The sequence below is a fragment of the Candidatus Glassbacteria bacterium genome (assembly GCA_019456185.1).
In the GTDB taxonomy this organism is placed as follows: domain Bacteria; phylum Gemmatimonadota; class Glassbacteria; order GWA2-58-10; family GWA2-58-10; genus JAJRTS01.
Genome location: VRUH01000015.1, coordinates 48689 through 61862, shown reverse-complemented (window position 1 = coordinate 61862; position 13174 = coordinate 48689). Strand labels below are relative to the sequence as shown.

At 51.8% G+C, this 13174-nt stretch carries 7 protein-coding genes; 2 read left to right on the top strand and 5 right to left on the bottom strand.

The annotated features are described in order from the left end of the window. Positions 1 to 175 precede the first annotated feature (175 nt). The gene (locus FVQ81_07920) at positions 176 to 2002 is read left to right on the top strand and encodes a hypothetical protein (GenBank protein MBW7996477.1); all 1827 of its coding nucleotides are present in this window, start codon (positions 176 to 178) and stop codon (positions 2000 to 2002) included. A gap of 465 nt (positions 2003 to 2467) precedes the next feature. Here the strand turns inward: FVQ81_07920 and FVQ81_07915 are convergent, their stop codons facing one another. Continuing rightward, on the bottom strand, positions 2468 to 4183 hold the full coding sequence (locus FVQ81_07915) for a hypothetical protein (protein MBW7996476.1): 1716 nt from the start codon (positions 4181 to 4183) through the stop codon (positions 2468 to 2470). Between the two features lie 828 nt (positions 4184 to 5011). Here FVQ81_07915 and FVQ81_07910 point away from each other — a divergent pair. Further along, positions 5012 to 6328, top strand: a complete 1317-nt coding sequence (locus FVQ81_07910; protein MBW7996475.1) for an amidohydrolase family protein — start codon at positions 5012 to 5014, stop codon at positions 6326 to 6328. Between the two features lie 130 nt (positions 6329 to 6458). On the opposite strand, the gene FVQ81_07905 is transcribed toward FVQ81_07910, so the two are convergent. The 4 genes from FVQ81_07905 to FVQ81_07890 form a co-directional block, all read right to left on the bottom strand. Then, positions 6459 to 7766 carry a Gfo/Idh/MocA family oxidoreductase gene (locus tag FVQ81_07905; protein ID MBW7996474.1) on the bottom strand — a complete coding sequence of 436 codons (1308 nt, stop codon included), beginning with the start codon at positions 7764 to 7766 and terminating at the stop codon, positions 6459 to 6461. A 488-nt stretch (positions 7767 to 8254) separates the two neighbouring features. After that, complete coding sequence (locus FVQ81_07900) at positions 8255 to 9751, bottom strand: Gfo/Idh/MocA family oxidoreductase (GenBank protein ID MBW7996473.1); 1497 nt, start codon at positions 9749 to 9751, stop codon at positions 8255 to 8257. A gap of 617 nt (positions 9752 to 10368) precedes the next feature. Next, the gene (locus tag FVQ81_07895; GenBank protein MBW7996472.1) at positions 10369 to 12729 is read right to left on the bottom strand and encodes an alpha/beta fold hydrolase; all 2361 of its coding nucleotides are present in this window, start codon (positions 12727 to 12729) and stop codon (positions 10369 to 10371) included. 102 nt (positions 12730 to 12831) lie between these two features. Next, the gene (locus tag FVQ81_07890) at positions 12832 to 13164 is read right to left on the bottom strand and encodes a thiol reductase thioredoxin (GenBank protein ID MBW7996471.1); all 333 of its coding nucleotides are present in this window, start codon (positions 13162 to 13164) and stop codon (positions 12832 to 12834) included. Positions 13165 to 13174: the final 10 nt, after the last annotated feature.

Here is a 13174-nt window from a genome sequence, read left to right as displayed (position 1 = left end):
CCTGGCGGATATGCCGGAGGAGTTGATTGAGCTGATTCAGGCGGTGGTGGTTTGAAATTACTTTTTAAGTGCTGGACTCGTTCTCGGGGAGCAGGTCATGTACTGGATGGTTCCATCTTTAAACCGGTGATCTATATTCCGGTGTAGATCAAATTCAATTTCCTGGCGGGAGATCATGTTAAGATTATTGCTTTTATGCGACCTTTTCATCGGTTCAAGCTTGTTAACCATGCTGATATCGACCGGTTTGACCGCCGCGGACACTGCTTTTTTCGCACAGCCACAGAACGCCGGACGAGTTCCCGTTAAACTCTATCCGATGGAAAATGTAGTACCGGGAAACCCGGCGCTTATTACTTTTGGAATGCCTTTTACAAGAGGGTCTGTTTCAGAATCAAATCTAAAAACCGTCAGGGTCCTGACTGTTGATAACAATGAACTGCCGGTTCATGTCAGTCAACTGTCTCCCTGGAGGCACGTTGCCGGTAAAGAAATTGATGGCCATTTTGTGCGGTTCGCCATGATTCAGTTTAGATATACTTTTTCCTCAATATTTCCTGAGTACGAAACAGTCTACGTCGAATGGGGAAGGGATAGACGTACGAGAGACATCGAAGAGGCCGTGGAGCCACGGTCGGCCTGGCATCTAGTGGACTCCGGGACATTCACTGCGGGGGACAGCATATATGAACCCGACGTATATGCTGTATTACCAAAGGAATACTTGTGCAACGGAAGCCTAAAGCTGACCAGAATGCTTCCTATCGATGATTCTGTCCCCGAATATCACGAAAATTCTGATGAGGTGGATGCCATAACTTTGTGGCCTGATTACCGAAAAATGGATCATGCTCAGCACAATAACTTCTTCACATTGCTTAACGAATGCCGCTCCCCTGTTGCCGAGCGCAACCTGTGTCCCTACAAAACCGAATATGAACCCTGGCTTTATGACAGAAGCACTGCCATGTTCGTTCTTTATATGCGCAGCGGACACTTGAAGCCGCTGATGGAAGCGGTCCGGCATACCCAGTTTTACCGGAATAAGCTTTGGGACGATAAGACGACGCCTTCGCGCTTCATTGGTCTTTTCAAGTTGAAAGTACCGGTAGCGGAAGGTTACCCAACGGGTAATGGAGCGATGTACAGCTATAATCAGTGCCTGGCTTATAATTACTGGCTGACCGGTGACTGGAGCGTATTGAGGGAAATTGAGTGGGTGGTCAACGCTCACGAGCAGAATGACGAACCTACTCGCTGGAGTCCTGCATTGGGATTCTGGACCGAAAGGCATACCGCGTTTCGCCTGCTAGCTAATACGATAGCTTACGAGGTTACCGGGAAAGAAGTTTACCGGAACTCAATAATCGATCAATACAACGATTTCATCTGGCACCAAAATGGCGCTGGGGGCATTTTGCCTGCCGACCGCGTTGATGGCGGATTGTATCATCACAGTAACCAGCATGGCGACGGCAAGCCGAACATCTTCGTGGCATCGAGTTGGATGACCGTACTTACCGTCGATGCAATGCTCAGGGTTTACGCTCTAACCGAAGACAGCACTATCGGAGAATTTATCAGGAGGGTAGGCAGTATTGAAAGGGCTGCCTGTAAACTGGACGGCAATCACACCTATGGAGGAGAGCCACTCAGATACGCCGACTACATGATGAATTGCAATGGCACCAGCGCTGCCAGGCATGGTTCTATGGTCGAACATTCCCTTGAAATTGCGTCTGCCGCAGCCTGGGCTGCTTACTTTTCCTATCATTCCGGCGCACTGGATACAACACTTGTCAGTCTCGCAGACGAACTATATAAGGCATACGGCAAAGGTATCAACCATTGGATCAATCCACCTGGATCTGGCAACGGAGATTTTTTCTTCAGAGTCACTCCCTGGAGAAAATATGCCTGGGAATATGTGCCGTCAGGCAGTTTTTCCTGGTTGATGACTAACCTTAAGAACCTTGTAGAGTTAGAGAACCAAACACGTTGAGTGACCTTGTCCCTAAAAGTTGCTCCTGTATTTTAATTAGTGATTGGATTAATCTACCTGTAAAGGAGGCAAGGTCAGGCGAAAGCAGCAGATATAGCTCAATCCACCAGCTATTCAAAACAACGTTTAAAAGAAATGGCGGGGTGTAGTTGACTACTTTAAAACATCTGAACATTATTATGTGCAAGGTTTATTCGATCAGATAGCAGATATTTTAGCAGCCTGACTTAGTCTCGTAACATCTGGACTCGTTTGCTAAGGGAAGATAAGCCCGCTTTTAGCTATTGAGCAAAAAGTGTCCAACTTGTTCTGAAGGGGTACTAGGGATCGCTGGTCATCCGCGGCTTTTCTCCGTTGACTGTCACGACGAAAGCACATATCAGAACCGTCAGTCAGGTTTTCCAGGCGATACTGCTAATCCGTATCTGAAATCAGTCAGGTGGAAAATCCCTGCTATACCCCCCTTTACTGCTCCAGGTCTGTCCTCTTCGATACCAAGTCTCCGAATTCGTCCAGCAGGTCGTATTTACGCAGCCACGTAGTGTACATTATCCCAACCGCGTTGGGGGTGGCGTCCAGCGCTGCGAGCCAGCCTTTGGGGTTTTCCAGGTCATCGGCGTCGTAATATCCCGCGCCCATAGTGCGATGGCCGAGCCCGGAAAAATGGGCCAGGCTTTCGTTCCGCCTGCGGAAATTCCAGCAGGCGATTATCAGGTCCCGGGGAACGTGGTTCCAGGAACCCGCATAATTCCCCTCCACGTGGTAGTAGTAATCCCGGTCGCTGCGGGCATTGTGGTTGGGGTCGAGCATATCGCTCCAGATGAAGATTTCTGCGTTGGGGTCCACTTCTTGACAGATATCCACCGCCCGGGTGACGAAATCTCCCAGGATCTGTCCCATGGTCATGTTGCGCTCGCGGCAGGCCACGCAGGAACCGCCGTTGCGGACTTCATCCAGGGGCATGAAGTATTTGGTGGGATGCATGATGTCGTGGGTCATGCGAAAATTGTTGCGCATGATCTCGTAAACCGCCGGTTCAGACATACAGACCGAAACCTGGCTGTTGTAAACATAAGTCCCGTGGTAGAAACTCACCCGCAGGCGCTCGCCGTTCTTGATCCGGCTGTCTTGCAAAAGCTCGATTTCCGGTCCGTCGTGGTTGAAGCGGAAATTGAGATTGGTATCTTCCACGCGGGCGAAATCCCTGCCTTCCTCGTAGACCATCCCGCTGCTTTCGCTCTTCACGGTCACCGGCGTACCGGGCCGTCGCAGCAGGTTGACCATGCCGATCTCTTCGACCTTCAGATCATCCACCCAGAATCTTCCGCGCTGGCGCCGGCTGGCCTGGATTGTAATCACGGCCTTGTCGTAATCCAGGCTGTTGAAAGCCTCCACCGCCTGCTGCCAGTCTCCGGCGACGGGCATGTTGATATTGATCCATTCAAGGGGCCTGCCATCGGGTGCGTTGGCCTGCAGACGAATGTTGCCCGAACCGAAGGGCCTCGATTCGTCCACTCCCTCGCTCCTGATCCAGCAGCTCATGCGGTAGAGTCTCCGCGGCTTCACGCTGATCTCCACGGCGAGCTGGCCTGCCTCTGATTCATAATCGTCGAAATTTTCGAATCGCAGGCTCGCCTTTCCTTCTTTTGCCACCTGGGTGTCCCGCGAGATTATCTGGCCGAATTCGGCCGGCGAGTTGAAACCTGCCACCCGGCCGCTCTCTACCCGTTCGAAACTGCCGTTGGGGATCGCCACCGGCGGATCGGCGGTAAACTGCGCCTTGCCGCCCCTCGCTACGTAAAGCGCGTCGTTCACGGGCTGGCCCGCAGCCAGGTTCCGGTCGTGGCTGGTGAAGGCGCCGCCGTAACCCGTGGAAAACATGGAGGGGATGATTTCCACACCAGTCTCGCGGCTGATCTCGCGCACCTTTTCCAGCCGGTTGATGCCGTCCTGGTCCCGGGTGTCGATGCTGCCGAAGCCGGCCGAAAGCAGTATGCCGTTCACCCCGTGGGCGGCGCAGGTGTCGGCGATGCGGCGGAACTGGTCTATGTCATCATCATCTCGCATGCGGTTAGACATGTAGGTCCAACGATAGGGCAAAACGTTCTTTCCGGTCTGTGGGTTGTTAGCGCAGGAGGCGACGATCAACAGGGTCAACAGGAATGTCAGCGAGCTTTTCATTGCACAATATTCCGGGAAGAAGTTGGGGGTGGTATACTTTCCGGACGAAATTAATTGCTTATAATAAAATCTGGAATCCGAACGGCGATTCTGTGTGATATTTGTTATTTTATCCCGTACCTGCAATGACTATTCAGTTCGAATTGTCTGCCCCGGTATCGGAACGGGTGACCTTCCCCCCAGAACGGTACCACTAATAATGAGAGAACTCAAGTATCTGAATTTGCTACTACAGTTCGCCCCTGCATAGAGAATAAGAGGAGCACTGCGCCCTACCCAATGATTAAGCCTTTGCCATAGATCGATAATATAACCAAAACGTAGGTCGCTTGGTATAGAGCGGATATGAGGTTGATAGCGCGTGGTTATACGGAGAGGGTCAGGCGAAAGCGGCAAACTTAGCCTAATCCACCAGCTATTAAAAACAACGTTTAAAAGAAATGGCGGGGTGTAGTTGACTACTTCAAACTTCTGTACATGACAATGTGCAGGATATGTTTGATCAGATAGAGGGCATTTTAGCCGCTTGATAGTGTCTCTAAAGTACTGGACTCGTTTTCGGGGGTCAGGTCAATTTCGATGTTGCTCGGCCTGAAAAGGCTGCTCCCTGGTATGAGCAGTGGGAGAATTGCCTCTATTTTTCTGCTCAGACCTGGAAACTCATTGATACTTCTGATGAGATCAGATAATTTACTGTAGAGATGATGGGGATCTCTCAATGCAAGCTGAAAAGGATAAAAGATTTCGCTCGGAATCGAAAAAGAAGGCCATCTAAAGAAGGGGTGTGCCGTATATACTATCTGGAGGCTGAATTTGACAAATATGGATATGAGAAATTTCCGATTTATTGATCTGCTGCTGTGGTGTCTCATAACGGCGCCATTTCCGGTATTTGCCGTCAATCCGGGAGAGCAGCATTCGCTGTACGAAGTGAACAACATGGCACAGCCTGATTCTATGAGCGTGGTGGCCATTGTGGGTGTGACGCTCATTGACGGACTCGGTGGTGACGCCCTGCCCGATGCGGCGGTGATCGTGCAGGGCAATCGTATCATCGCTGTCGGTCCACGCTCATCCCTGGAGATCCCGGCCGGTGCAGAGAAGGTGAACGGCAGGGATTTGACTTTGCTGCCGGGTCTTATTGATGCGCATTTTCATCTTAATGGGAATCGCGAACTGCCCCTGCTGTTTTTGAGACACGGCATTACCTCAATCCGCGATCCAGGCGCCTGGATTGAGTCTTATGATCCTGTCCGACAGGCGGGTACTGAGCTCCCTCGCCTGTTTCTTTCGGGGCCGCATCTGGACAATCCGCCTCCGGCCTATCCCAAGAACTCGATGATTGTCCGGGATGCGCATGAATGCCGTGATGCTGTAAACCGCTTTATCGACCAGGGGGCGTCAGTTATAAAAGCGTACTTCCGGTTACCACTCGGCCTGATACAGGTAGCCGCTCAAACAGCACATGCCCGCGGTGTCCCTGTGACGGCGCACCTCGAGATCGTCGATGCAGGAGACGGGATACGAGCCGGTCTGGATGGTATAGAGCACATCACTTCGTGCGGAACGGCTCTGGTACCCCTGCGCCAAGCTGAACAGTTTCGTCAGGCAATCCTGGCCGATAATAATGCGCGGCGTGAAGGACGATATGAACTCTGGAGCGATGTCGACTTGACGGCACCCCGTGTTCAGGCTTTGATCGATCTGATGGTAGGTCACGGCATATATCTGGTTCCAAATCTGGCAGTATTCGAGCGGCGTAGCGGCGATAAGGGGATCACCGACATGCATCTGCAGGGATTTAGCAACATGATGGCGTTCACCCGTATGGCCCATCGGGCGGGTGTGCGAATCGTCGTTGGCTCACATTCCTCGGTACCGCATGCAGAGCGGGGCTGGGCGTACCAGCGGGAAATGGAAATGCTTGTGGAAACCGGCATGACGCCAAGGGAAGCTATCACTGCGGCCACTATACAGAATGCGCGGTTCTTTCGCACCGAATCCCGAACGGGCAGTATCGAAGTCGGAAAACTGGCGGACCTGGTGCTTGTAGAGGGCAATCCCCTCAATGACATCCGCTCAATGAGACGGATACAGCGTGTCATGCTGAACGGCATCTGGATTTCAACTGATAACACAGAATAACCTGAGCCCAGATGTGTCTCAAGGGATAGAACTCAGCAATTGCAACTGATTTTTCCGTTCTCCTTTCCCGATGTTAAAAGCCTTCCTCGCTTTCAGAGTTTTTCGTTTGATCAGCGGCCATCTAACCCCTTCATCTCAGACGGTACTCTCCTGGCCGAGGAACCGGTCGGATGGCCAGTGGTCCGAATTTGAACTTTTTCGGCACCAGGTCCTGCTTCGATTCCAACGCCCGCTGCCAGTCAACCGTTTCCCCGGAGTAAGCGGCTTCCCGGCCCATGATTGCGGTAAGAGTCGACTGGGCTATCGAGTGAGCATCGTTTACCGTCTGTCCGCTGCGGATGGCTGCCACCAAGTCGGTCTGTTCCTGCTTTCGCGAATCGATCCGACGGGTGCGGTAACGCCAGGCGTTTTCCCCGGTAATGAATATGCGGCCGTCCTGCTCCATTATCGCGGTGCCTTTGGTACCACGTACCTCCACGCTCACTTTGCGATCGGTGTTGCCCCACTGGCGGCTCATGCTCATCACGTGCAGTCCGCCGGGATAGGTATAATCGATAGCGAAATGGTCGTAGATGTTACCGAAAAGTTCCTGAGTGCGCACGGTGCGCCCGCCCACACCGAGAGCCTTTTCGGGTAGTGCATCCAGCACCCAGTTGACGTTGTCCAGGTCGTGGATGTGCTGTTCGACAATGTGATCGCCGGAAAGCCAGGCGAAATAATACCAGTTGCGGGTCTGCCACTCCATGTCGCTCCAGCCCGCCTGGCGCTCGTACTTCCAGAGGAATCCGGTGTTGTAATAGCAGCGCACCGACATCAGTTCACCGATTTGGCCGTCCTGCACCCGCTTTACGCACTCGATGAACGCCGGGTCGTGCCGGCGCTGGGTGCCGGCCATCACCGCCAGGCCTTTCTGCCGGGCCAACTCGCCCGTCTCGATAAATTGCCTCACTCCGGTTGCGTCGACCGCCACCGGTTTTTCGGCGAAAACGTGCTTGCCTGCGTCCACACAGGACGCGAAATGTATCGGCCGGAATCCCGGCGGCGTTGCCAGCAGCACCAGGTCGAGGTCGCAGTCGAGTAACTGCTTGTAAGCGTCGAACCCGACAAAACAGCGGTCGCCGGTTACTTCCACCCCTTTCAGCGCCCCGGCTTCCCGGTCCGGATCGTTTAAGTTTTTTAGGCACTTCTGCAACCGATCTTCATAAAGATCGGCCAAGGCTACCAGATGAACGTTTGCTGCTCCGCTGAGGATGTTGTCCGCTGCACCGGTACCCCGACCGCCGCAGCCGACCAGCCCTACTCGCAGAGGATCGCCGGCTGCTGCACCCAGGTTACGGACTATCGAAAATCCGGCCATTGCACTGCCGGCAGCCAGAACACTAGTTTTTTTAATGAATTCACGCCGGGTGGAATTATTCTCTTCTTGGTGGTTACTCATACCGAGGCCCCCTGATAATGAGTGGTGTTGAAGTTTAATGCCTATCGCATTGTAACATCCAATAGCAACGAGTTTGACCTACTCCCAATAACGCTACCACTAATAATAATAGAACTCAAGGATTGGTAATTTAGGCTTTGAAGCAGGATTCTCTTAAGACCCTATTCCATTCAACGTTGACTGGAATAAGCTCAGGCGGGGTGTACGATACTATTTAAAAACTTTTTTGCGGGATATGCCACAAGAATTGATTGAGCTGATTCAGGTGGTGGCGGCTTGAAGACTCTATGCAGCAAGCTGGTCTCATTTTTTGGGTAAAGTCAGGAAATCTCTCTAGAAATAAAAAAGAGACACCTTTGTAACGGCGACTCTTCATATGAAAAACCTTTTCCTCAATAAGTTATCTATGCATGGATAACCAGTATCGAGCATGAAACTTGTTACAATGCAAATCGTTGAGAACCAGTAGTGTTCTTTAACGGCTTGCCTCAAACTGCATTGAATTTCCAATCCTTCCGGAATTCGGGTTTGAGGTATTTGTTCGCCTCATTGTTGTTTGTGAAGCGCATGCGTTTAGCGTCCCACTCTAGTTTGCCTTCGAAGTGAAGTGCGATGCTCCCGAGCAGGATCCACTCGGTGAACGGCCCGGCGACGCTGAAGTTCGAACAAGCCTGATCGCCACCCTTGCAGGCGCGGATCCAGTCGCGGTGATGACCCGGCGACCGCGTCAGGAACTTTGGTGGGTTTCTGAAATCCTGCATTCTCTCCGACGGCAACAGGCGCACATGGCCGGCGTAGCTATCAGTTGTGAGAATCCCTTTCTCGCCAATGAACACGGCTCCATTAGCCTGACTGGGACGGCGCATTGGCTCCGCGGGTGCAGTCTGGACTGCTTTCGTGTCTGTTCTTCCACGCGTTCTACCACCGATGGTTTCTGGTCTGACACTCAGGCCGGGCCCTATGAGCATTTCGTCCTCTGCTAAACCTTCCGGCCGCATCGGCGCGTCTTTCACGGCGTCGTACCAGAAGAGTTTCAGAGGAGACATAGAGCCTCGGGCGGGGAAATCGAATCTGATTACCGATGAGCTTGGGAAGGTGAGGTCGTTTTTACCCTCCTGCCTGATGACCTCGACACTCGAGGGAGCGCCCAGCATGAGCGCCATATTCGGCGCACCCAGTATGTGGCACGCCATGTCGCCCAGCGCACCGCAGCCGAAGTCGAAGAAGCCGCGCCAGTTGAAGGGCAGATAGAACTTGCTATTGCGCTCGGCGTACGCCGCACCCCCGGAAGTGTAAGGTCGCTCTTGTGCGATACCAAGCCAGAGGTCCCAGTCAAGAGTGGAGGGAACCGGGTTCGCGGGCGGTATCGTGCTGATGCCCTGCGGCCAGATGGGCCGGTTGGTCCAGGCGTGCACTTCTGTCACATTGCCGATCTCACCGGACCAGATGATCTCTGAGGCCAGCCGCGTCCCCTCATTCGAGTATCCCTGGTTGCCCATCTGTGTAGCGACCTTGTGCTTCTCGGCCGCCTGCGTAAGTTGGCGGGCCTCCCAAACAGTCCTCGTAAGGGGCTTCTCGACGTAAACGCCCAATCCGCGCTCCATACACCACATGGCAGCGGTGGCGTGCATGTGGTCAGGGGGCGAAATGATCACTGCATCGATGTTCTTGCCCTCTTTATCGAGCATCTTACGGAAATCTTTGTATTTCGCCGCTTTTTCAAATTGCGCGTAGGTCTTCGCGGCCTGCTTATCGTCTACGTCGCACAGTGCTACTATATTCTCCGATTCGCAGCCCCGGATGTTACCCGCGGCTCGGCCTCCGGCGCCAATAGCGGCGATGTTCAACTTCTCGTTGGGCGACTTGTACCCTAAGCGCGGTAGTGACGGAGCGCTGCCACACCCAGCCGCTGGAATCGCTCCAGCGAGTAAGCTACCGTAGAAGAAAAAACGACGTCTTGAAATGTTATCTTCTCGGGATGGCATGTATTTTCTCCTGTTGGTGTGACGTACGCTGCAGAGTTTCGATTTTGAAGTGCATCTTACCCCTAACTGCTAAACGTGTCCGGGTTGGAACAATTAAACATAGATTGAAAAGAATTACTCGATGCATTCCTGATTTGTCACCATGTACTGTACCACTAATAATGAGTGAATTCAAGCATCTGAGCTTGTCACTATAAATCACCCCTCATAGAGAATCAGAGCAGTACCGCGCCCTACCCAATGATCGAGCTATAGCCATAGATCGATATTGCTAACTCAGAAATCGCTTGGTATAGAGCAGATATGAGGTTGATAGTCGATGCTATGCGGAGTGGGTCAGGCTAAAGCCGCGGATTTAGCCAAATCCACATAGCTATTGTAAAAAACGTTCAAAAAAATGGCGGGCCCGACGATACCATTTTAAAACTTTTCTGTGTGATATGCCACAAGAGTTGATTGAGATGATTCAGGTGGTGGCGGCTTGAAGGCTTTGCTATTAGCTGGATTCGTGTTCGGGGGGCAGGTCAATTACTAATAAAAAGGCCGCACCTATTTAACTAAAGGTAGACACGGCCTTTTCATCGCTTGTGATATGCCTGCAATGTTATTCCATTGCACTACTTCAGTATTACCATCTTCCTGGTCTGAACGAACTCTCCTGCCTTCATGCGGTATAGATAAACACCGCTTGCAACTTTGCGTCCTGACTCATCTGTGCCATCCCAGATTACCTGATGGGTTCCGGTTTCTTTAAGCTCATTAACCAGTGTGCGAATTAGCTTACCGCGCAGGTCGAAGATTTTTAATGACACAGCATGCGACGGCCCTACAGGAACAGTAAAACTGACAGTTGTCGAAGGATTAAACGGATTCGGAACGTTCTGCCCCAAAATAGAAGCCTTAGGTAGAATGGGCCCAGTTATGGTTCCATTAAGGGCTTGACGAATTATTGATTCTTCCTCAGAAGTCAGGTTTAACCGGTCAAGCATCTTTTCTATGTACTTGATATCAGACTCCGTCAATCCCATGATTATTGGCAGCGACCGGTTATTGCCTGTAGAGGCTAGGCTGGATACGCTCAACTCACCTGGATAGCCAGACTCCACTAACAAACTGTCGAGGAGACTGTTGAATGTTTCGGGATCTTCAAGCATCACGAAATGGCCCACATCAGACATCTCCACAGCGTCAAAGGAGGGGTTATATTTCCTGTTCACCTCCACCTCTGTGGAGCTCATGTCTGAGTTGATGCACACGATGGGTGCTTGCACCTCCTTAAAAGCGAGAGTATCTCCACCGTTTATGACACCAAAAATATTTTCTATCGAGCTCACCCCGACTTCCGGAGGAGCCGATGACATGTCGGCCAAAATCCATTCAATCAGGGAAGAATCAGTGGCAGGAACAAACATAAGGGTACTAACAAAATTGATACAAGTTGCCGCGAAATCCGCGTTGAACCAAGCCATATATTGATCAACTACTTCCTGCGGCCAGAAGTCCTCAATGTTATGGAAAAAGTCTGCGACCACGACCTTTAGCGTTTTTTCAGGCATCTGGATAGCCGCTTCCAGAATCGTGGGCCCTCCCATGGAATGTCCGATAAGCACGACCTGATCGAGGCCGAGTTCCTCGACCACGGCCACGACATCCTTGCCAAAGGCTTCCATAGTATAATCCGTGCGTCCCAGGCCGGACTCACCATGGCCGGCGAGATCAACAGTCACCACCTTGTACTTTTCGGAGAAGTATGGCACCTGGTTGTCCCAATAGCTTTTATCGCAGACCCAGCCATGGACAAAAACCAGCGCCGGGCTGCCGCTGCCCCGCACCTGGTAAACAATTTCTGTTCCATCCTCGGACAATACAGTGCCTCTTTCGAATTCTACCAATATCTCATCGAGGAGACGATTGAATGTTTCGGGATCTTCAAGCATCACGAAATGGCCCACATCAGACATCTCCACAGCGTCAAAGGAGGGGTTATATTTCCTGTTCACCTCCACCTCTGTGGAGCTCATGTCTGAGTTGATGCACACGATGGGTGCTTGCACCTCCTTAAAAGCGAGAGTATCTCCACCGTTTATGACACCAAAAATATTTTCTATCGAGCTCACCCCGACTTCCGGAGGAGCCGATGACATGTCGGCCAAAATCCATTCAATCAGGGAAGAATCAGTGGCAGGAACAAACATAAGGGTACTAACAAAATTGATACAAGTTGCCGCGAAATCCGCGTTGAACCAAGCCATATATTGATCAACTACTTCCTGCGGCCAGAAGTCCTCAATGTTATGGAAAAAGTCTGCGACCACGACCTTTAGCGTTTTTTCAGGCATCTGGATAGCCGCTTCCAGAATCGTGGGCCCTCCCATGGAATGTCCGATAAGCACGACCTGATCGAGGCCGAGTTCCTCGACCACGGCCACGACATCCTTGCCAAAGGCTTCCATAGTATAATCCGTGCGTCCCAGGCCGGACTCACCATGGCCGGCGAGATCAACAGTCACCACCTTGTACTTTTCGGAGAAGTATGGCACCTGGTTGTCCCAATAGCTTTTATCGCAGACCCAGCCATGGACAAAAACCAGTGCCGGGCTGCCACTGCCCTGCACCTGGTATACAATTTCTGTTCCATCCTCGGACAATACACTGCCGAGACCCCAGTAGATCTTCTCCGGCTCACCTGTTCTGAGTAACCGCAGCAGGGCCAGCAGATCGAAAATGTTCACATCGCCGTCTTCGGATTTATCCACGTTGGCGATCTGGCGCTGCCTGTCGTTCTCCGGTTCGGAACGTAGGAGATGCAGCATCTCCAGCAAGTCAAAAATGTTTATCTGGCCGTCTTCGTTAATGTCACCACAGTAGGTGAAATGCGCATTTGGCTGGACCTGGGAAAATGATATCCTCGGTACGATAAGGGTGGCGAGCAGAAAGAGAATGATACAAGGGATGATGGACAATTTTAATGCTCGCATGGGAACCTCCAGAGTGAGAGAGTTTATCGCGAAAAACAGGGCTTGGCAAATAAGGTTGTACCTCCTTTGCGGGATTTATCAATTCCCGACTGACAGCAGCAGTCAGAGCAGGGAGCGAAGTTTAGCAGCGATCACTTTCTCTGAAGCCACCCCAATGATGTGATCCATTACCTGGCCGTCTTTAAAGAAAATGAGAGTGGGCAGTTTCGCCATGGCGTATGCTTCGGCGGTTCGTTCATTGTGGTAAACATCGAGCTTTCCGAATTTGATCCTGCCCTTATATTCGGCTTCCAATCTCTCCAAAATTGGCTCGATAATGCGACAGGTGCCGCACCAGTCGGCCCCGAATGCCACCAGAACCGGCCCTGGATATTCGAGCACTTCCTGTTGGAAATTTGCATCTGTCAGGACGGTGTAAGTAGTGTTTTTGTTCATTCATCTTTGC

Bases quoted from the DNA above. Each gene is read 5' to 3' on its own strand.
- FVQ81_07920 (MBW7996477.1), top strand. From the start codon at position 176: ATGTTAAGATTATTGCTTTTATGCGACCTTTTCATCGGTTCAAGCTTG.
- FVQ81_07915 (MBW7996476.1), bottom strand. From the start codon at position 4,183: ATGAAAAGCTCGCTGACATTCCTGTTGACCCTGTTGATCGTCGCCTCC.
- FVQ81_07910 (MBW7996475.1), top strand. From the start codon at position 5,012: ATGAGAAATTTCCGATTTATTGATCTGCTGCTGTGGTGTCTCATAACG.
- FVQ81_07905 (MBW7996474.1), bottom strand. From the start codon at position 7,766: ATGAGTAACCACCAAGAAGAGAATAATTCCACCCGGCGTGAATTCATT.
- FVQ81_07900 (MBW7996473.1), bottom strand. From the start codon at position 9,751: ATGCCATCCCGAGAAGATAACATTTCAAGACGTCGTTTTTTCTTCTAC.
- FVQ81_07895 (MBW7996472.1), bottom strand. From the start codon at position 12,729: ATGCGAGCATTAAAATTGTCCATCATCCCTTGTATCATTCTCTTTCTG.
- FVQ81_07890 (MBW7996471.1), bottom strand. From the start codon at position 13,164: ATGAACAAAAACACTACTTACACCGTCCTGACAGATGCAAATTTCCAA.